Below are 17,856 nucleotides of genomic sequence, written 5' to 3' on the forward strand. Positions count from 1 at the left end.
CGTCGGCCGGGTCAGACGCCGACCGTCTCCTCGACCTCCGCCTCGGCCTCTTCATCGACCGCCGCTTCGGCCTTCTGCCGGACCGGCTCCGCGGTCGGCGCGGGCTCGGGAAGAGCTGTCGCCTGCCTGGGCGCCCGGGCCCGCTCGTACGTGGCCGCGATCGCGGTCACCGCGAGGCCGACGAGCAGCCAGATCACGAGCGTCCACACGTTGCGCGCGAGGCCGTCGTCGCCGAAGTACAGCAGGCTGCGGACGCCCTCGACGAAGCCGGCGCCGTTCCAGAAGGCGTGCAGGGTGCCGAAGAAGCCGTTCTGCAGCTCGGGCCGGAACAGGCCGCCGGAGCTGGTGAAGTTGAGCATCACGAACAGCACCATCATGGTCAGCGTGGTCCACCGCTTGAGGAAGGTGTGCAGGCCGACACCGATGAAGAGGATGCCCGCCGAGTAGAGCCACGCCATGCCCCACAGGCTGCCGAGTCCGTGGTGGGCGAGGTGGAACACCGGCCCGGCCAGCAGGGCGCCGATGCCGCTGACCACGGCGGAGACACCGAGCGCGAGCAGCGTACGTATCCGCATCGGGAGCGTGGCGCCCGCGGCGCCGAGGCCGGCGACCGAGGCGTAGGAGCCGATGCTGAGCGCGATCAGCAGGAAGAACAGGCCCTGGCCGGTGGGGTCGTCGGCGACCGGCGCGGCCACGTCGGTCACCTTGAGCGGGACACCCTCCTCGGCGGCGACCGGTGTGAAGACCCTCTCGACGGCGGTGGCGCCCATGTCGGAGGCGGCGGTGGCCACCAGCAGCTCGGGCGCCTCGGTGCTCGGCACGTAGGCGCCGGTGACGTCCCGGGACTTCAGCAGGTCGACGGCGGCGGCGCGGGTGGCGACGGTGCGGACGTCGAGCTTGTCCCCCACGGTGTCCTTGACGGTCTGGGCGAACACCTTGGCCCGGGGTCCGGCGCCGACGACGGCGACGGGCAGGTGGTTCGGCTCCGGGGTCACGAAGGCCCCCATGTACGCGAGCCCCATGCCCAGACACATCAGCAGCGGGGTGATCAGGTGCGTGAGCACATGGCGGAGCGCTGGTGACCTCATCGGGCGCGACCTCCAATAGTTGGCTTATACAACTTTCACTTCAAGTTGTACTATACAACTAGAGCGGCGGAGGAGGTATTCCGGTGACAGCAGCACAGACGGCGGTCGAGACCATCCAGCACGAGATGACGATCTTCGCCCGCCGGGCCCGGGCCTCGGCGGGACGTATGCATCCCGAGCTGTCGCTCGTGTCGTACACCCTCCTCGGCCACCTGGAGGAGAGCGGCGGCTGCCGGGCCACCGACCTGGCCGCGCACTACGCCCTGGACAAGTCCACGGTCAGCCGCCAGGTGGCCGCGCTGGAGCGGGCCGGGCTCATCGAGCGGCGCCTGGACCCGGAGGACCACCGGGTCCAGGTACTGCACCTGACCGAGGCCGGCCAGGAGATCCTCGCGCAGGTCACCCGGAGCCGCCGGAGCGCCTTCCGGGAGCGGCTCGCCGACTGGGCCGAGGAGGACCTGATCCGCTTCGCTGCCTACCTGGAGCGATACAACGCCGGGCCGTCCGGGGCCGGTTCGGACTGACGACCGGTCACGGCACCGGTACGGCGGCCCGGCCGTCCGACAGGTGCTCGGGGGCCCGGGCCCCGAGGAACGCGGTGCGGCGGCGGAGCCGGAAGCCGAGGGACTCGTACAGCCGGATGGCGTTGGTGTTCCGGGCGCTGGCGTGCAGGAACGGGGTCTCGCCGCGCTCCCGGACACCGTGCGCGACCGCGCGGAGCAGGCGGGTGGCCAGGCCCTCGCCGCGGAAGGCCGGGTCGGTGCAGACCGCGCTGATCTCGGTCCAGCCCGGCGGGTGCAGCCGCTCCCCCGCCATCGCGATCAGGGCGCCCTCGCGGCGGATGCCCAGGTAGGTGCCCATCTCGATGGTACGTGGCAGGAAGGGGCCGGGCTGGGCGCGCACCACGAGTTCGAGCATCTCGGGTACGTCCGCCGGGCCGAGGCGGACCGCCTCCGCGTCGGGTGCGGCGGCCAGGCCCTCGTCCACGAGCTGCACGCCCTCGACGTGGAAGGTCACCTCCCACCCGTCCGGCACCTCCCCGCAGTAGCCGGCCAACGGCACCTCGGTGCCGGGGCCGGCCAGCACGGCGAGGTCCGCCCAGTCGTCCGCGTCCGGCTCACTGGGCATGGCCGACCACGGGGAGACGTCCAGCGGGTAGCGCAGCACGCGACCGCGCCGCTCCGCGAAGTGGGCGTGCGGGCCGGTCAGGGAGGCGAGGGCGGGGTTGTCGAGGACGTGCGGGGTGGCTGTCACCTCGCCGGAGCCGGTGCTGGTGCCCGTGCCGGTCGGGTCGCTCATGCGGTCACCTCGATCACGATCTTGCCCTGGGCGTGCCCGTCCTCGACGGTGCGCAGGGCCACCTCGGCCCGGTCGAGCGGGAAGGTGCGGGTGACATGCGGGTTCAGGGCTCCGCGCAGGACGAGGTCGGCCACGGCGTCCAGGACCGCGGCGGTGCGGGCGCGGGCGACCCGGGAGCCGCCCAGCTCGGCGACGGTCCCGGGCGCGGCCCCCGCGGTGACCAGCCTGGTCCGGTCGGCGAGCAGGGTGGCCGCCTCGGCGAGCGTCTCGCCGCCCACCAGGTCGTACACCGCGTCGATGCCCTCGGGTGCGGCGGCCCGCACGCGCTCGGCGAGGCCCGGGCCCCCGGGCACGTGCACGGCCCCGAGCGACTCCACGAACTCCTTCTTGCTCTCGCTCGCCACGCCCACCACCTTCGCTCCGAAGGCACGGGCGATCTGGACGGCCGCGGTACCGACCCCGCCGCCCGCGCCCGTCACCAGCAGGGTCGCGCCCTCGGGCAGCCCGAGCTGGCGGACCCCGTCGTAGGCGGTGGCCGCGGCGACCGGCAGGGTTGCGGCGTCGGCGAAGGACAGTCCGGCCGGCTTGTGCGCGGCCTGGTCGGCGCGCAGCAGGGCGTACTCGGCGTATCCGCCGTCGACGGTGTTGCCGAACACCGCGTCGCCGACGGCGAACCCGGTCACACCGGCGCCGACCTCCTCGACGACACCGGCGGCCTCGCTGCCGAAGACCGCGGGGAAGACGCGTTCGGCGCTCTCGCCGGGGCGGCGGAAACCGCCTCGCAGTTTCCAGTCGACGGGGTTCACTCCCGCCGCCCGGACCGCGACCAGCAGCCGGCCGGGGCCGGGGGTCGGCCGTTCCACGTCGGTCAGCGCCTCGGTCTCCGGGCCGCCGTACCGCGTGAAGACGTACGCCTTGGGCATCGTCTGTCCTCGTTTCCCTCGTACTGTCACCGGCGCACCGGCCGGCACTCAGGCCAAGGAGCAGTGCGGGGCGGCTATTCCCGGCCCTGCGCAGAGTTCGTACGGCCGCAACGGTCGGGGTACTGACCTGGGACGGAGCACCCGCGGCGACAGCGTACGGTTGAACCATGAACGTCACCCGAGGCTTCACGGGTCGCCCGCGTGTCTCCGATCCAGGGCTGCCACCGGGGCAGTACGACGCCGGGGACGACTGGCCCGTCCTGTCCGCCGAGGTCACCCCCGACCTCACGCCCGCCGACTGGTCCTTCCGCATCGACGGACTGGTGGAGCGGCCGCAGACCTGGGACTGGGAGCAGGCGCACGCCCTGCCCGCCTCCTCGTACACGGGTGACATCCACTGTGTGACCAGCTGGTCGAAGTTCGGGGTGCGGTTCGGCGGTGTCTCGCTGGACACGTTCTTCGATGTGGTCCGGCCCCATGGGTCCGCCACCCATGCGATCGCCTACTCGCACACCGGCTACACCGCGAACCTGCCGCTCGCCGACCTCACCGGCGGGCGCGCCTGGATCGCCTGGGAGTACGACGGCGAGCCGCTCGCACCCGCGCACGGCGGCCCGGCGCGGCTGCTGGTGCCGCACCTGTACTTCTGGAAGAGCGCCAAGTGGATCGCCGGTATCACGCTCCTCGACCACGACGAGCCGGGTTTCTGGGAGCGCAACGGCTACCACGAGCGGGGCAACCCGTGGGAGGAACAGCGGTACTCCGGTGACTGAGACGACGGTGACCACGGACTTCACTCCCGCGACCCGCTTCGCCGTGCCCGGCCGCATCGCCGTGAGCAGCCAGGCGGCGTCGGTGTGGCAGCCGGCCACCGTGACGGAGATCAGGCGCGAGACCTCGCACGCGGCCACGTTCCGGCTCGCGGTGCCGGAGTGGGCGGGGCACCTGCCCGGGCAGCATCTGATGCTGCGGCTGACCGCGGAGGACGGCTATGTGGCCCAGCGCCACTACTCGATCGCGTCCGCACCGGACGACTCCGGCCATATCGAGCTGACTCTGGACCATGTGCCGGGCGGTGAGGTCTCGGGCTGGTTCAACACGGTGGCCCGGCCCGGCGACACGGTCGAGGTGCGCGGCCCGCTGAGCGGGTTCTTCGCCTGGCCGGGCGACCGGCCCGCGCTGCTGCTGGGGGCCGGTTCCGGGGTCGTACCGCTGATGTCGATGGTGCGGCACCACCGGGCGCGGGACCTCGCCGTTCCGCTGCGGATGCTGGTGTCGGCACGCAGCCCCGAGGAGCTGATCTACGCCGGGGAGTTGGGCGGGGAGACGACAGCGGTGTTCACGCGCAGCGCTCCCGCGGGAGTACCGGTGGGTCGTATGGCGGCCGCACATGTGGCGCCGCTCCTGGCCGAGCAGCCTCCGGGCGGGTGGGAGGCCTATGTGTGCGGCTCCAACGGGTTCGCCGAGCACGCCTCCCGCCTGCTGGTCGAGGCGGGCCAGCCGGTCGACCGCATCCGCATCGAGCGCTTCGGCTAGGGATCGAACGCTTCCGCTTCGGCCGCGGATCGCTCGCTGCGGCCACGGCACGCCCCTGGGCGTGCGGATCCCGTGCGCGGCCGCTCGCGCCGCCTTGGGGCGCGTGCCGCATGCCGTGCTCCATGAGGGCTTGAAGTCGCGGTAGGCGGCGTGAGCGAGGTGCGCCGTACGGGGTACGAGACCGGTGTGGACGCTCGTGTGCGGCGGCGGGAGCGGACGACCGGTGACCCGGCTCGCCCGGCCCTCCGGCTCCGGCAGGGAGGTGGACATGCGTACCCAGGTGCGTGGCTGGCGCTGGCGGCGCAATCCGCTGCGGCGCCGCTCGGACGTCATCGAGGCGTGGACCGTACTCGTCGTCATCGTCCTGCTGTTCGTGGTCACACCCCTGGCCGGGGTGGCGGCGGGCCTGCGCGCCCATGAGCAGGCGCGCTCGCTCGCGGCGTCGCAGCGGGCCGAGCGGCGTCAGGTGCAGGCCGTGGTGGTCGGCAACACGCCCGAGCGGCTGCCCACGGAGCAGGGCGACCGTGATCATCCCTACCGTGCCCGGGTCCGCTGGACCGAGCCGGGCAAGGGGACGCGTACCGCGATGGCCCGTGTCCCGGCGGGGACCCGGGCCGGTGACCCGGTGACCGTGTGGTTCGACGCCCGGGGTCGCAGTGTCGCCCCGCCGCCGGACGAGTTCGCGGTCTGGCAGCACACGATCACGGTCGGCGTGTGCGCGACGGGCGGTGCGGTGGCCGTGGTCCTCCTCGGGCACGCGCTGGAGCGCCGGATCGCGCTGCGACACCGACTGGCCGAGTGGGAACGGGAATGGGCGCGCACGGGACCGAAGTGGAACCAGCCGAGGACCTGACCGGCAGGTGACCCGACCACCGGATCCCCGGCGATCACCCCACCGGGCACGAGCAGCAAGCGATTTCGCCGCCTTGGCCAGCGCGATCACTACAGGCAAGGAGCTGCCGAGCGAGTCCGTGCCCGGCGCAGGCCTGGCAAGTCATCCGATCATCCACGTACGGTGAGAGCACATAGTCACCCTTCACGCTCCCTCCGCAAAGGCGGTTGCCGATGGCCCTGTTCGACCTCCCGATCGACGAACTCCGTGCGTACCGCAGCGAGTCCGGGGCGCCGGAGGACTTCGACGACTTCTGGGACAAGACGCTCCAGGAGGCCCGCGAGCACGCTCTGGACGCCCGCTTCGAGCCGGTGGACGCCGGGCTGTCCACGGTGCAGGTGCACGACGTGACGTTCGCCGGGTTCGGTGGTCACCCGGTCAAGGGCTGGCTGCGACTGCCGGCCGGCGCCACCGAACCGCTGCCGCTGGTGGTGGAGTTCATCGGCTACGGCGGCGGACGCGGTCTCCCGCACGAGAAGCTGCTGTGGGCGTCCTCGGGCCGGGCGCACTTCGTGATGGACACCCGCGGGCAGGGCAGCGCGTGGGGCGGCGGAGGCGGCACGGCGGACCCGGTGGGCGCCGCGCCCGCCTATCCCGGGTACATGACGCGGGGGATCGACGCCCCCGAGAACTACTACTACCGGCGCGTGTTCACGGACGCCGTGCGTGCGGTGGAGGCCGCCCGTTCGCATCCGCTGACCGACGCGGCGCGGACCGTGGTGATCGGTGAGAGCCAGGGCGGCGGCATCGCGCTGGCCGTCGGCGGGCTGCTGCCCGACCTGGTCGCGGTCGCCCCGGACGTGCCGTTCCTGTGCGACTTCCCGCGTGCGACGACGCTGACGGAGCGTCACCCGTACCGGGAGATAGGCCTGTTCCTGAAGACGCACCGGGGCCGCGCGGCGGACGTGCTGCGCACCCTCTCCTACTTCGACGGCGTGCACTTCGCGGCCCGCGGCCGGGCCCCGGCGCTCTTCTCGGCGGCCCTGGAGGACCAGACCTGCCCGCCGTCGACCGTGTTCGCCGCGTTCAACGCATGGGCGCACGAGGACAAGGCGATCGAGGTGTACGACTTCAACGACCATGAGGGCGGCGGGCCGTTCCAGGAGGAACGGAAGCTGCGCTGGCTGCGGCCGTACGCCTGAGAAGACGGCAGAAAGGGGCGGGATCGCACCCGGCTCAGCGGTGAGGGACGCCGCCCAGCACCGAGGGTGACTCCCCCCGGGGGGGCGCCCTGGGGCCGGTGGGGCGCAAAAGAAACAGAAGCTCATGTTCTATGACGTCGGTCACAGCGCCCCGCCAACCAACCGGCATGCTTAGTAGACGCGAAATGGAAGACATCCAAGGATTTGTCCGTCTTGGCCGGGATATGGATCCCGCCGCGCGGTCCTGGGATTCCCCCGGCCGGCCCACACGCCCGTCGCCCGGTGATGCAAGGCTTCTGACGCCGCGACAGCTTCCCCTCCTGCCCGTCATGTGCGGACCGGAGCCCCGTGCACCGCCCTGGCGAGATCCCGGGACCTACGAGGCGACATAGTGGCGAGGACCCTTTGCGCTCCCTGTCGAGCCGTTCTAAGAATGACGACCCACAGGACGTCGCCGCAGTTCGGAACCGGTGTTCACACAGAGTCGACGGCGCACCGGGCGCTCGGCGTCACCGAGTGAGTAGGAGCCCCCCACATGAAGTCGTCCCGAACGTCCGCGAGACTCCTCGCCCTCGCTCTCGGCCTGGGTCTGGCCTCCGGCGCGCTGGCCGTGGCGGTGCCGGCCGGCGCCCAGGCGGCCGACACCCCGTCCGGTGCCACCGGTACCTCCGTGGCGCAGTACACCGGGTCGGTCGAGGAGGCCGCGAACAACAAGGCGTTCTTCGAGGCCGTGCTCAAGTCCGTCGCCGAGAAGCGTGCCGACCAGCCGAACGCTCAGGCGGTGACCGTCTACTACAACGCCTCCCAGGCACCGAGCTACCGTTCGCAGATAGCGAGCGCGGCCTCGATCTGGAACAGCTCCGAGTCCAACGTCAAGCTCCAGGAGGCGTCGAGCGGTAGTGCCGACTTCTCCTACCGCGAGGGCAACGACCCGCGCGGGTCCTACACCTCCACCAACGGCCACGGAAGCGGCTACGTCTTCCTCGACTACACCCAGAACCAGCAGTACGACTCGGTCCGCGTCGTCACCCACGAGACCGGGCACGTGCTGGGCCTGCCGGACGACTACGGCGGGCCGTGCAGTGAGCTGATGTCGGGCGGCACCGCCGGCCCGTCCTGCACCAATCGCTACCCGAACGTCACCGAGCGCTCGCGTGTCGACCAGCTGTGGGCCAACGGACTCGCGCAGGCCCCGGGCGCGGCACGATCGCCCGAAACAGCCGGCCCGCTCACAGGGGGTGTCGCCGGTGGGGGCGGGGCACCGGTCGGGGGCGATGCCCAGGCCCCCAGCACACCCGCGGTCATCGCGCCGGCACCCGGAACCGTCGTGATCCGTATTGGCTGATCCCACGGCAACAGCAGATCACCCAGCAGTGCGCACGGCCTGACCAGGCAGCTCCGCCGGCGTGCTCAGGCCGACGGCACACCGCCGAGGGTCGCCAGGAGCCGGCAGGCCGGCTGCTCCTCCTCCGACCTCCGCCCCCTCGCCCCTTTTCGGCCAGTCGCCACTCGCCGTGATCCCCATGACACCGGGATCACGCGGGTGGGTTTCGGCCTAACCGGCAAGACACCCTTCCCTCGTGGTTTAGACCAATGCTAGATCTGGTCGCGCAATGAACCCGTTCGGCTACGTCTTGTCACCAACAGGAGGCGCGGCATGGCCCGCACCACCCCACACGACCCCCCGCAGACCGACGCCAGACCGCTGTACTGGCAGATCGCGTCGCTGCTCCTCGACGAGCTGCACGACGGCACCGTTCCGCCCGGTGAGCGGCTGCCCGGCGAGCGGCATCTGGCCCAGCGCTACGGGGTCAGCCGGGAGACCGTCCGGCAGGCGCTGGAGGTGCTGCGCCGCGGCGGTCTGGTCGCCACCGACCGGCGGGGCAGCCATGCCACGCTGCCCGGCCGCCCGGTCGAGGACCCGGTCTCGCTCACCTTCCCGGTCGGCGCCCGCCCGGCGGACCTGGGCGCGGTCGACCGGGCGACGGTGACCTGGGAGCCGCCACCGCCGAAGCACGCCGAGGCGCTGGGCCTGGGCCCGCAGCGGCCGACGCTGATGCACCGCTACCGGTCGGCCACGCCCGACGGCCGGTCACTGCGTACGGCGGTGACGTCGTTCTCGGCCGTGGCACTGGCCGAGGTCGCGGAGCTGGGCCGCTACCGCGACCGGGCCGACGGGGCCACTCCCGCGCAGCTGCGCCGGGCCTACGACTGGATGCGCAAGGCCGGTCTGACCCTGCACCACCGGGACTCCATCACCCAGGTCGGCGACGCCGCCTCGGTCCGGGTGACCCGGTGGGTGCACGACCAGTACGCGCGCCCGCTGGAGATCACCGATCTGGTGGTGAACGCCGAACAGGACGCGCTGGTCTACGAGTTCACGCTGCCGGCGGCAGGGTAGCGCCGTCGGCCCTGTGCGCCGACACCAGCCGGACGCGGGGGCTGCCGTCGCCGCGCCGCCCGAACTCGGGCAGCGCCTGCAGGTCGACCGTGAAGCCCGCGCGCGTCAACTGCCCGAGGACGTCGCCGAGTCGGAAGGCCCGGTAGTACATGACGAAGGGCGGTCGCCACAGGGCGTTGCGCACCCGCATCACCGCGTCGAAGCCGTACAGCATCCAGAACGCGGGGCTCGACGGGCGGGGCGGGGCGAGGACCGGGAAGGCGAACCGGCCGCCCGGCCGCAGCACCGAGTGGACCTGGGTGAAGAGGCCGGGCAGTTCCCGGGGCAGAAAGTGGCCGAACGCCCCGAAGCTGACCACGAGGTCGAAGGCGGCGGTGAACGGCAGGGCCCGGGCGTCGGCGCGCACCCAGTCGACGCCCGGCCCCTCGTCCCCGGCCGAGAGCCTCGCGCTCGCGGCCCGGCGCCGGGCGACGTCGAGCATGCCGGCGCTGAAGTCGACGCCGGTGACGCTGCGCCGGCACAGCCCGGTCAGGACGTCCGTCCCGGCGCCGGTGCCGCAGCACAGGTCGAGGCCGTCCTCGAACGGGCCGAGCGGCCCGAGCGCCTTCGCCACCGAGTCCAGCACCGCGTCGGGTGTCCGGAAGGGGGTGTGGTCGAACTTCGGGGCCAGCAGGTCGTAGCCGCGCTCGACGGACGACAGCGCCTGGACGGCTAGCTCGCGGAGCGTGGGGCCTTCGGGGCTGAACATCCCGTCAGCCTAGGCGCTCACACGACTGTGGACACGTATCCCGCAGCTGACTACTCTCATCCGCAGCTATTCATCTAATTGACTATTCGAGGTGATCCGATGCGCGCGTTCCGTGAGGCGGTCGAGGCAGGAGATCTGGCGGCCGTCGAGGCGCTGCTGGCCGACGACGTCGTCTTCACCAGCCCGGCCGTCTTCAAGCCGTACCCGGGCAAGGCCATCACCACGGCGATCCTGCGCGGGGTCTTCCAGGTGTTCGAGGACTTCCGGTACGTCCGTGAGATCGGCGCCCCGGACGCCTCCGACCACGCCCTGGTCTTCACGGCCCGGGTGGGCGACCGGGAGCTGACCGGCTGCGACTTCCTGCACGTGAACGAGGACGGACTGATCGACGACTTCATGGTCATGGTCCGCCCGCTGTCGGGCGCCCAGGCCCTCGCCGAGGCCATGGGCGCGCGGTTCGACCAGATCGTGAAGGAGGCGGAGGCGCGGTCCGCCTGAGCAGTGCGGCTGCGCCCCCGACGGTTCAGGCGACCCGAGGATCAGCCCTTCAGTTGCTCCAGCGTTGCCTTGGTGTCCGTCTTCAGCCAGTCGGTCACGTCGGTGAGCGCGGGCGGGTTCTTGTCCTGGTTGTACGAGCTGAGGTAGGCGCTGTAGCTCATCGTGTACGTCACCCAGCCGTCGCGCACGGCGAGGGTGGCGTAGCGGGATCCGCTGGTGGAGCCGCTGGTAGTGTCCTGGCTGACCAGGTAGGCCTCGTCGCCGATGCCCTTGACCGGGCTGACGTCGTAACCCGTGTGGCTGTCGCCGTAGTTCTTCCAGGTGGCGGTGAACTCCGGCCCGGGGTCGGTCTTCCGGTGCAGGTCCACCTGCATGGAGAGGTAGGCGTCCGCATAGCTGGAGCCGGTCTTCTTCAGGCTCAGACTGCAGTAACTCTCGTCCAGCGCCTTGTTCTTGAGGGAGTTGTGCGTCGACGAGGAGTCGTTCTGGGGGTACTCGTCCTTGAAGGACGAGTAGTCCGCGCCCGAGCACATGTTGGAGGGCGCCGAGTAGCCGCGCAGGTCCGCGCTGTCGCCCATGCCGCCGAGCAGGAACACACCGGCCGCCCACGCGGCGGAGGCGACGGCCGCGCCGACGGCGAGCCACAGCACGGCACGCCCGGCACCACCGCCGCCACCGGACGGCGGGGCGGGCACCGGGCCGTACTGGGGCGGCTGCCCGTAGGGGTTCCCCGGCACCCCCGCCTGGGGCGGGGCCGGCTGTCCGACCAGCGTGGGCTGCGCGTAGAAGCTCCCCGACGCGGGAGACTGCGGGTTCGGGTAGGGGTAGGCCGTCGGCTGCGGCGGGACCGCCGACTGCGGAGCGGGCTGTCCGGGCTGCGGCGCGGGCTGGCCGGCCGGCGGCGGGGGCTGCGGTGGCGTGGACATGTCGTGACGATAGTGCAGGGTTGGCGGTCAAGTCCTCTGACGTCCGGGATCGTTACGGTGTGAGGACATCTGGTGTGGGTTCCGCTGGTATACGGCTGAGCCGCTCAGGCACACGGGAAGTGCGCGGCCGCCGTTGCCGAGTAGGCCGGAGTGGCGGGAATAGCCCGCGCCGTCGACGTGTTGGACGGATCGCAGCCGTACCGCGCCATCGAGTGGTACCGTGCAATCAGCACCTGTGTACGCCCCCTTGTGGGCGCCGGTGCCAGTTTTCCTCTCCGCGCTGATCCGTCCGCCGTTTCCGGCGCAGGCGCGTCAGCTTCTCAGCACCACCTCGGACCGAGGTGTCGTTTCCGCCGCCCGGAGGCACGTACGCCCTCCCGTCCCGCGGCTTCCTCCCCCCTTCCTCATGTCTTCCGTCCGTGAAAGGACCACCCATGACCACCACACTCGAACCCCCTCACGCAATGCAGCAGGCCCCTGCCGCCCGGACCGTCACCGGTGTCCTCGACATCGACGCGCACGGGAAGGGGCATCTGCGGGCCGTGAACTGCCTGTCCTCCCCCGCCGATCCGCAGGTCCCCGCCGCGCTGGTGCGCAGGCACGGCCTGCGCAAGGGCGACCTCGTCGAGGGCGTCCGCGGGGCACAGCGCGCACTCACCGAGATCACGCACGTCAACGGCCGCGACCCGGGCGAACTCCGGGGCCGCCGCCACTTCCGGGACCTCACCCCGCTCCACCCGCACGAGCGCATCCGCCTGGAACACCCGGCGGCCGGTCTCGCCGGACGGGTCACCGACTTGTTCGCACCGGTCGGCAAGGGCCAGCGCGGGCTGATCGTGGCGCCGCCGAAGACCGGCAAGACCGTGCTGCTCCAGCAGTTCGCCGCCGCCGTCGCCGGCAACCACCCCGAGTGCCGCCTGATGGTCGTCCTGCTGGACGAGCGTCCCGAGGAGGTCACCGAGATGCGCCGCTCGGTGCGCGGCGAGGTCTACGCCTCCACGTTCGACCGGGCGGCCAAGGAGCACATCGCCCTCGCGGAACTGGTCGTCGAGCGGGCCAAGCGGCTCGTCGAGGACGGCGAGGACGTCGTCGTCCTGCTCGACTCCCTGACCCGGCTGTGCCGGGCCCACAACAACGCCTCCGCCGCCGGCGGACGCACCCTGAGCGGCGGTGTCGACGCGGGCGCCCTGCTCGGTCCCAAGCGGTTCTTCGGCGCCGCCCGCCAGGCCGAGGAGGGTGGCTCGCTCACCATCCTCGCCACCGTCCTGGTGGACACCGGATCCCGTGCCGACGGCTACTTCTTCGAGGAGCTGAAGAGCACGGGCAACATGGAGCTGCGGCTGGACCGGGAACTCGCCGCCCGCCGCCTCTTCCCGGCCGTGGACATCGACCCCACGGGCACCCGCCGCGAGGAACTCCTGCTCACCCCGGCCGAGTTGACGGCCACTCGGGGCCTGCGCCGGGCCCTGCGCTCCCGGGAGGGCGGACCGGCCAACCTGGAGACCCTGCTGGAGCGGCTGCGGGACACCCCCGACAACGCCACGTTCCTGCGCCGCGTCCAGCCGACCCTGCCCACGGCCTGAGGCCGTCCCGGAATGCGGCATCCGGGTGCTCCGATGGCCCGTCCGGCCCCGGCAGCGCGCTCGACGCCCCTCCACTTCCTACGTTGATCATATGATCACCGGATTCTCTTGTCGGGCGGTGTCGTCGGCCTGCGCCCTGTGCGTCGCGGGCGTGCTGGCCCTCGCGCCGGCCGCCGCCGCCACCGCACACCGCGCGGGGGATCCCGCACCGCCCGCGCCGCGAGCGGCGGTGCCGAAGCCGTCCCTGCTGTACCGCTCCGGCACCCAGGTCAGACCGCACCGCGGCGCGCCCGAGCTGCCGGACGTCTCCGCGCTGTCCTGGCTGGTCGCCGACGGCGGCACCGGCGAGGTGCTGGCCGGGGGCGACGCGCACCGCAGGCTGCCGCCCGCCAGCACTCTGAAGACGCTGTTCGCGCTCACCGTGCTGCCGCGACTGCCCGCCACCATGCAGCACACCGTCCGGTACGAGGAGCTGGCGGACGTCGGCGAGGGCAGCAGCCTCGTGGGCGTCGAGGAGGGACACAGCTACCGGGTGTCCGACCTGTGGCGCGGGGTCTTCCTCAGCTCGGGCAACGACGCCGTGCACGTACTGGCCGCCCTGGGCGGCGGCTGGCACGCCACGGCCACCCGGATGCAGGCCAGGGCCCGCACCCTCGGCGCCCTGGACACCCATGTCGTCTCCCCCGACGGCTACGACACCCCCGGCCAGGTGTCCTCGGCGTTCGACCTCGCGGTCTTCGGCCGGGAGGGGCTGCGCAACCCCGACTTCGCCCGTTACTGCTCCACCGCCGAGGCCCAGTTCCCCGGCGACGGGACCCCCTATGCGATCGAGAACACCAACCGCCTGCTGACCGGCGAGGACGGCGTGGCACGGTACCCGGGTCTGATCGGCGTCAAGAACGGCTACACCAGCAACGCGGGCAACACCCTCGTCGCCGCGGCCCGACGGGGCGGGCGCACCCTCGTGGTGACGGTGATGAACCCTCAGGAGGGCGGTGGGCTCGCCGTGTACGAGGAGGCCCGCGCCCTGCTCGACTGGGGTTTCACAGCGGCCGGTCAGGTCGATCCGGTCGGCTCGCTGGACGGGCTGCGCGTCGGATCGGGACCGGCATCGACCACGGTCGCGGCCGCGACGTCCCCAAGGCCGGACGACGAGGAGGACTGGTCGCCCGCCGCCGTCGCGGGCCTCGCCGGGCTCGGCGCGGGTGCGGTGTGGCTGGGGCTGCGGTCCAAGGGCGGGCGGGCCGAACGCGACTGACCGGTCGGCAGGCCCAGCAGCAGGCCCAGCGTGATCCAGGTGTAGATGTTGCTGCCGAGGAACCCGTCGATGCCGGAGGAGTCCTCGAACCAGAGCCACACCACGCTGGTGCACAGCACCCCGTACAGGGTGCCCGCCAGCCGCCGGTGCCCGGCGCGCGCCAGCACCGCGAAGGACGGCAGGAGCCACACCAGGTGGTGCACCCAGGTGATCGGGCTGACCAGGCAGGCCGTGGCACCGGTGAGGGCGAAGGCTGCCGTCCAGTCGCCGGCCGCCACCGCCCGGCTCGCCCGCCACGCCCACACGCACAGCACCAGCAGGACCACCGCGGACCACAGCGATCGGTCCGGATCGCCGAGCCGGGCCAGGACGCCCTGCAGCGACTGGTTGGAGACGTAGTCGAGGCGGCCGACCCGGTTGGTGTCCCAGAGCGCCTCGGTCCAGTAGAAGCGGGACGCACGCGGGTCCGCCCAGGCGGCAAGACCGGTCGCTGCCAGGGCCACGGCCGTGGCCACTCCTGCCGCACGCCAGCGCCGGGCGAGCAGGAGCAGCCCGATGAACAGGGCGGGCGTGAGCTTCACGGCTGCCGCGAGCCCGACCCCGACGCCCGCCCAGCGGTCCCGGCCGGTCGTCAACAGCCAGGCGTCGCCGAGGACCAGGGCCAGCAGGACCAGGTTCACCTGGCCGAAGCTGAAGGTGTCCCGCAGCGGCTCGAACAGCGCGAGCACACACAGCGCCAGCGACCAGCGGAACCAGCCGTGCCGTCGCCAGCCGGGCCCGGCCAGGATGCGCAGGACCACCGCCAGCGCGGCCAGGTTCACCAGCAGGGAGGCCACGATCGCGGTGTGTCGGCCCATCGGGGCGAGCGGCAGCATCGTGAGCGCGGCGAACGGCGGATACGTGAAGCCGTACGTCGTCCCCGGCACCCGGTAGTCGTAGATCCGGCCGCCGTGGTGCACCCAGGTGTGCACCGCGCCGTAGTAGACACGCAGGTCGAAGAAGTCCCGCAGCAGCGGCACGGTCGCCGTGAACACGGTCACCGCGGTGGCCAGGGCCAGCACGAGCAGCGCGCGGCCCCGGTCCGTGCGTGGCAGCGTCGGCGCCGTCATGCCGTGCGTCCCGTCGCCGGGGCCTGGGCCGCCTGGTGGGCCTGCCACAGGACGACCACGCCGAGCAGCCCGCCCGAGACGGCGAGGACCAGCTGGCCGATGTCCGCCGGGCCGCCGCTGGGCAGCACGGCGAGGGCCAGGACACCGGCGAGGGCGGCCACCCGGTGCCGTACCGAGGTGCTGGGTGCGGCGGCCGCGATGAGGAACAGGCCCCACAGCACGTACCAGGGGCGGATCGCCGGGCCGAAGACGGCCACGGCGAGCAGGCTCAGGCCGAGGGCGTACACCGGTCGCAGGCGCAGCCTCAGCCATATCAGCACGATGGCCGCGGCGGTGGCCGCGAGGCCCAGCAGGTGCCAGACCGGTACGGCGAGCGGGGCCAGGTCGCTGCCGAGGCGGTCGAGCAGGGCTCCGGTGGCGCGGCCCAGCAGGCTGGTGAGCGCCCAGTTGTGCGGGGAGACGGGTGTGTCCAGGGCGCGGATCCAGCCGTACCCGGTGCCGGCCACGGCGGTCGCGATGACCGTGGTCGCCGCCGCGGCGGCCGCCGTCGTCAGGGTGGCCCACAGCGGGGTACGCCGGGTGCGGATCTGCAGGACCACCACCGCGAGGAGGCCCAGCGCGGCGGGTGCCTTCACCAGGGCGGCCAGCGTGACGAGCACCGCCCCGAGGACGGGCCACCGGCCGCGGGCGGCGACCAGGCCGAGCCCCAGCAGCCCGAGCATGAGCGCGTCGTTGTGGGCGCCCGCGACCAGGTGCAGCAGGACCAGCGGGTTGAGGGCGCCGAGCCACAGCGCGGCGGCCGGGTCGGCACCGCTGTGCCGGGCCAGGCGGGGCAGGGCCGCCGCCATGAGGGCCACCCCGAGCACGGCGACCAGACGCATGCCGATCAGGCCCGCGGGCAGTTCGCCGCGGGTCAGCCCGGACAGCGCCGAGGCCAGCCACAGGAAGGCGGGGCCGTACGGGGCGGCCGTGTGCTGCCACACCGGGGCCACCTCGTCGGCCAGCGGTCCGCCGAGCTGGGCGGGGCCCTGGGCGTACACGTCCATGTGGGCGTCGACCATGGCGCCCTGGGCGAGGTAGCTGTAGACGTCCCTGCTGAACAGCGGGGGCGCGAGCAGCAGCGGGGCCGCCCAGACGGCCAGGACCACCAGCAGGGAGCGCTGGGTGGGTGGTTGCGGACCGCGCACCAGGCGGCCGAGGAGCACCCAGGCCGCTATCAGCAGGACGACACCGAAGTAGACCCCGACCAGCCCGAGCGCGGCTCGCGCGGACGCCGGGGCGAGGAGGTCCTCGACGGGCAGGGCACCGGCCGTCTCACCGCCCAACGCGAGAAAGGCGGTACCGGCCAGGCCCAGCACCTGGCAGCGGCGGAGATCGACGGGGAAAGCCATGGCCAACACTGGTTCAGCGTGTCAACGCGGGGTGGCCGGAAGGAGACACTCCACTCACCAACGGGCGGCCTGCACATGACCGGCGCGTGAGAAGTGCTGTTCAGTACGGTGCGCAGGTGCCGGGCGAACACTCAGAACACGGACAGTCCGGTCAGCGTCGTGAACCGGTCCAGGGCCGCCACCCCCGCCACCGAGTTGCCGCGCTCGTCCAGCCCGGGGCTCCACACACACAGGGTGCAGCGGCCCGGGACGACCGCGATGATGCCGCCGCCGACACCGCTCTTGCCGGGCAGGCCGACGCGGTAGGCGAAGTCACCGGCCGCGTCGTACGTCCCGCAGGTCAGCATGATCGCGTTGATCTGCTTGGCCTGGCTGCGGGTGAGCAGTCGGCTGCCGTCGGCGCAGATGCCGTGGCGGGCCAGGAAGGTGGTGGCGAGGGCCAGGTCGGCGCAGGAGGCGGCGATCGAGCACTGGCGGAAGTACTCGAAGAGCAGGGTCGGCACGGCGTTCTCGATGTTGCCGTACGACTTCATGAAGTGCGCCAGCGCCGCGTTGCGGTCGCCGTGCGCGGTCTCGGAGGCGGCGATCTGCCGGTCGAAGTCCAGGTCCGGGTTGCCGCTCTCGGCACGCAGGAAGGCGAGCAGGGTGTCGGCCGCGTCTCCGGTACGGGTCTGGAGGCGGTCGGTGACGACGAGCGCGCCCGCGTTGATGAAAGGATTCCGCGGGATGCCGTTCTCGTACTCCAGCTGCACCAGGGAGTTGAACGGGTTGCCGGAGGGCTCGCGGCCCACGTGCTCCCAGAGCTCGTCGCCCTCGCGGGCCAGCTCCAGGGCGAGCGTGAAGACCTTGGTGATGGACTGCGTGGAGAACGGCTGCCGCCACTCCCCCACCCCGTACACCGTGCCGTCCAGCTCGGCGACCGCCATGCCGAAGCTGCGCGGATCGCGGGCCGCGAGGGCCGGGATGTAGTCGGCGGGACGCCCACGGCCGGGCGTGCGCCCTATCTCCTCGGCGATGCGCTCCAGGACCGGCAGGAAGGTGAGGGACGACGTCGTTGTCATG

General features: G+C 72.5%; 16 protein-coding genes and 2 pseudogenes. 10 read left to right on the plus strand and 8 right to left on the minus strand.

From position 1 onward, the window contains the following. Positions 1–11 precede the first annotated feature (11 nt). Entirely contained in the window at positions 12–1,088 is a 1,077-nt protein-coding gene (locus ACIRVH_RS16875; RefSeq protein WP_403953424.1) for a hypothetical protein, read from the minus strand. Between the two features lie 125 nt (positions 1,089–1,213). Between ACIRVH_RS16875 and ACIRVH_RS16880 the strand changes: the two genes are divergently transcribed. After that, entirely contained in the window at positions 1,214–1,612 is a 399-nt protein-coding gene (locus tag ACIRVH_RS16880) for a MarR family winged helix-turn-helix transcriptional regulator (RefSeq protein WP_403953942.1), read from the plus strand. A gap of 7 nt (positions 1,613–1,619) precedes the next feature. On the opposite strand, the gene ACIRVH_RS16885 is transcribed toward ACIRVH_RS16880, so the two are convergent. After that, the gene (locus tag ACIRVH_RS16885) at positions 1,620–2,387 is read right to left on the minus strand and encodes a GNAT family N-acetyltransferase (RefSeq protein ID WP_403953425.1); all 768 of its coding nucleotides are present in this window, start codon (positions 2,385–2,387) and stop codon (positions 1,620–1,622) included. Then, on the minus strand, positions 2,384–3,310 hold the full coding sequence (locus ACIRVH_RS16890) for a zinc-binding alcohol dehydrogenase family protein (RefSeq protein WP_403953427.1): 927 nt from the start codon (positions 3,308–3,310) through the stop codon (positions 2,384–2,386). The genes ACIRVH_RS16885 and ACIRVH_RS16890 overlap by 4 nt, the downstream gene beginning before the upstream one ends. A gap of 167 nt (positions 3,311–3,477) precedes the next feature. Between ACIRVH_RS16890 and ACIRVH_RS16895 the strand changes: the two genes are divergently transcribed. The 6 genes and pseudogenes from ACIRVH_RS16895 (at position 3,478) to ACIRVH_RS16920 (ending at position 9,281) form a co-directional block, all read left to right on the plus strand. Further along, complete coding sequence (locus ACIRVH_RS16895) at positions 3,478–4,083, plus strand: sulfite oxidase-like oxidoreductase (protein WP_403953430.1); 606 nt, start codon at positions 3,478–3,480, stop codon at positions 4,081–4,083. 7 nt (positions 4,084–4,090) lie between these two features. After that, the gene (locus ACIRVH_RS16900; protein ID WP_403953943.1) at positions 4,091–4,846 is read left to right on the plus strand and encodes a ferredoxin reductase; all 756 of its coding nucleotides are present in this window, start codon (positions 4,091–4,093) and stop codon (positions 4,844–4,846) included. Positions 4,847–5,114: 268 nt separating this feature from the next. Continuing rightward, positions 5,115–5,699, plus strand: a complete 585-nt coding sequence (locus ACIRVH_RS16905; protein WP_403953433.1) for a hypothetical protein — start codon at positions 5,115–5,117, stop codon at positions 5,697–5,699. A 212-nt stretch (positions 5,700–5,911) separates the two neighbouring features. Further along, positions 5,912–6,880, plus strand: a complete 969-nt coding sequence (locus tag ACIRVH_RS16910) for an acetylxylan esterase (RefSeq protein WP_403953435.1) — start codon at positions 5,912–5,914, stop codon at positions 6,878–6,880. Positions 6,881–7,415: 535 nt separating this feature from the next. Then, positions 7,416–8,072, plus strand: a pseudogene (gene snpA, locus ACIRVH_RS16915) (snapalysin); the annotation flags it as partial. 465 nt (positions 8,073–8,537) lie between these two features. Beyond that, on the plus strand, positions 8,538–9,281 hold the full coding sequence (locus ACIRVH_RS16920) for a GntR family transcriptional regulator (protein ID WP_403953438.1): 744 nt from the start codon (positions 8,538–8,540) through the stop codon (positions 9,279–9,281). On the opposite strand, the gene ACIRVH_RS16925 is transcribed toward ACIRVH_RS16920, so the two are convergent. Continuing rightward, a complete protein-coding gene (locus tag ACIRVH_RS16925) occupies positions 9,259–10,029 on the minus strand; it encodes a class I SAM-dependent methyltransferase (protein ID WP_403953441.1) in 771 nt (256 codons plus the stop codon). The genes ACIRVH_RS16920 and ACIRVH_RS16925 overlap by 23 nt on opposite strands. 99 nt (positions 10,030–10,128) lie before the next feature. Between ACIRVH_RS16925 and ACIRVH_RS16930 the strand changes: the two genes are divergently transcribed. Then, on the plus strand, positions 10,129–10,527 hold the full coding sequence (locus tag ACIRVH_RS16930; protein ID WP_403953444.1) for a nuclear transport factor 2 family protein: 399 nt from the start codon (positions 10,129–10,131) through the stop codon (positions 10,525–10,527). 41 nt (positions 10,528–10,568) lie between these two features. On the opposite strand, the gene ACIRVH_RS16935 is transcribed toward ACIRVH_RS16930, so the two are convergent. After that, a complete protein-coding gene (locus ACIRVH_RS16935) occupies positions 10,569–11,453 on the minus strand; it encodes a hypothetical protein (RefSeq protein WP_403953446.1) in 885 nt (294 codons plus the stop codon). Between the two features lie 434 nt (positions 11,454–11,887). Between ACIRVH_RS16935 and rho the strand changes: the two genes are divergently transcribed. Together rho and ACIRVH_RS16945 are read left to right on the plus strand one after the other, a co-directional pair. Further along, the gene (gene rho / locus ACIRVH_RS16940; RefSeq protein WP_403953449.1) at positions 11,888–13,036 is read left to right on the plus strand and encodes a transcription termination factor Rho; all 1,149 of its coding nucleotides are present in this window, start codon (positions 11,888–11,890) and stop codon (positions 13,034–13,036) included. A gap of 91 nt (positions 13,037–13,127) precedes the next feature. Then, positions 13,128–13,961, plus strand: a pseudogene (locus ACIRVH_RS16945) (D-alanyl-D-alanine carboxypeptidase family protein); the annotation flags it as partial. 131 nt (positions 13,962–14,092) lie between these two features. On the opposite strand, the gene ACIRVH_RS16950 reads toward ACIRVH_RS16945, so the two are convergent. The 3 genes from ACIRVH_RS16950 to ACIRVH_RS16960 all read right to left on the minus strand — a co-directional run bounded on the left by ACIRVH_RS16950 (position 14,093) and on the right by ACIRVH_RS16960 (position 17,855). Further along, positions 14,093–15,403 carry a glycosyltransferase family 87 protein gene (locus ACIRVH_RS16950; protein ID WP_403953452.1) on the minus strand — a complete coding sequence of 437 codons (1,311 nt, stop codon included), beginning with the start codon at positions 15,401–15,403 and terminating at the stop codon, positions 14,093–14,095. After that, positions 15,400–16,794, minus strand: coding sequence for a polyprenol phosphomannose-dependent alpha 1,6 mannosyltransferase MptB (gene mptB, locus ACIRVH_RS16955; protein WP_403953454.1), 1,395 nt, complete (start codon positions 16,792–16,794; stop codon positions 15,400–15,402). Before mptB ends, ACIRVH_RS16950 begins: the two co-directional genes overlap by 4 nt. A 131-nt stretch (positions 16,795–16,925) precedes the next feature. Next, positions 16,926–17,855: a glutaminase gene (locus ACIRVH_RS16960; RefSeq protein WP_403953456.1), complete on the minus strand. Its 930-nt coding sequence runs from the start codon at positions 17,853–17,855 to the stop codon at positions 16,926–16,928. Position 17,856 lies beyond the last annotated feature (1 nt).

Source organism: Streptomyces sp. NPDC101165, from assembly GCF_044768135.1.
Lineage (GTDB): Bacteria > Actinomycetota > Actinomycetes > Streptomycetales > Streptomycetaceae > Streptomyces.

What these genes read in the sequence shown, in the direction of transcription:
- ACIRVH_RS16910 (WP_403953435.1), top strand. Translation starts at nt 5,912, where the DNA reads ATGGCCCTGTTCGACCTCCCGATCGACGAACTCCGTGCGTACCGCAGC.
- ACIRVH_RS16885 (WP_403953425.1), bottom strand. Translation starts at nt 2,387, where the DNA reads ATGAGCGACCCGACCGGCACGGGCACCAGCACCGGCTCCGGCGAGGTG.
- ACIRVH_RS16880 (WP_403953942.1), top strand. Translation starts at nt 1,214, where the DNA reads ATGACGATCTTCGCCCGCCGGGCCCGGGCCTCGGCGGGACGTATGCAT.
- mptB (WP_403953454.1), bottom strand. Translation starts at nt 16,794, where the DNA reads ATGGCTTTCCCCGTCGATCTCCGCCGCTGCCAGGTGCTGGGCCTGGCC.
- ACIRVH_RS16960 (WP_403953456.1), bottom strand. Translation starts at nt 17,855, where the DNA reads ATGACAACGACGTCGTCCCTCACCTTCCTGCCGGTCCTGGAGCGCATC.
- ACIRVH_RS16930 (WP_403953444.1), top strand. Translation starts at nt 10,129, where the DNA reads ATGCGCGCGTTCCGTGAGGCGGTCGAGGCAGGAGATCTGGCGGCCGTC.
- ACIRVH_RS16925 (WP_403953441.1), bottom strand. Translation starts at nt 10,029, where the DNA reads ATGTTCAGCCCCGAAGGCCCCACGCTCCGCGAGCTAGCCGTCCAGGCG.
- ACIRVH_RS16905 (WP_403953433.1), top strand. Translation starts at nt 5,115, where the DNA reads ATGCGTACCCAGGTGCGTGGCTGGCGCTGGCGGCGCAATCCGCTGCGG.
- ACIRVH_RS16950 (WP_403953452.1), bottom strand. Translation starts at nt 15,403, where the DNA reads ATGACGGCGCCGACGCTGCCACGCACGGACCGGGGCCGCGCGCTGCTC.
- ACIRVH_RS16895 (WP_403953430.1), top strand. Translation starts at nt 3,478, where the DNA reads ATGAACGTCACCCGAGGCTTCACGGGTCGCCCGCGTGTCTCCGATCCA.
- ACIRVH_RS16890 (WP_403953427.1), bottom strand. Translation starts at nt 3,310, where the DNA reads ATGCCCAAGGCGTACGTCTTCACGCGGTACGGCGGCCCGGAGACCGAG.
- ACIRVH_RS16935 (WP_403953446.1), bottom strand. Translation starts at nt 11,453, where the DNA reads ATGTCCACGCCACCGCAGCCCCCGCCGCCGGCCGGCCAGCCCGCGCCG.
- rho (WP_403953449.1), top strand. Translation starts at nt 11,888, where the DNA reads ATGACCACCACACTCGAACCCCCTCACGCAATGCAGCAGGCCCCTGCC.
- ACIRVH_RS16875 (WP_403953424.1), bottom strand. Translation starts at nt 1,088, where the DNA reads ATGAGGTCACCAGCGCTCCGCCATGTGCTCACGCACCTGATCACCCCG.
- ACIRVH_RS16920 (WP_403953438.1), top strand. Translation starts at nt 8,538, where the DNA reads ATGGCCCGCACCACCCCACACGACCCCCCGCAGACCGACGCCAGACCG.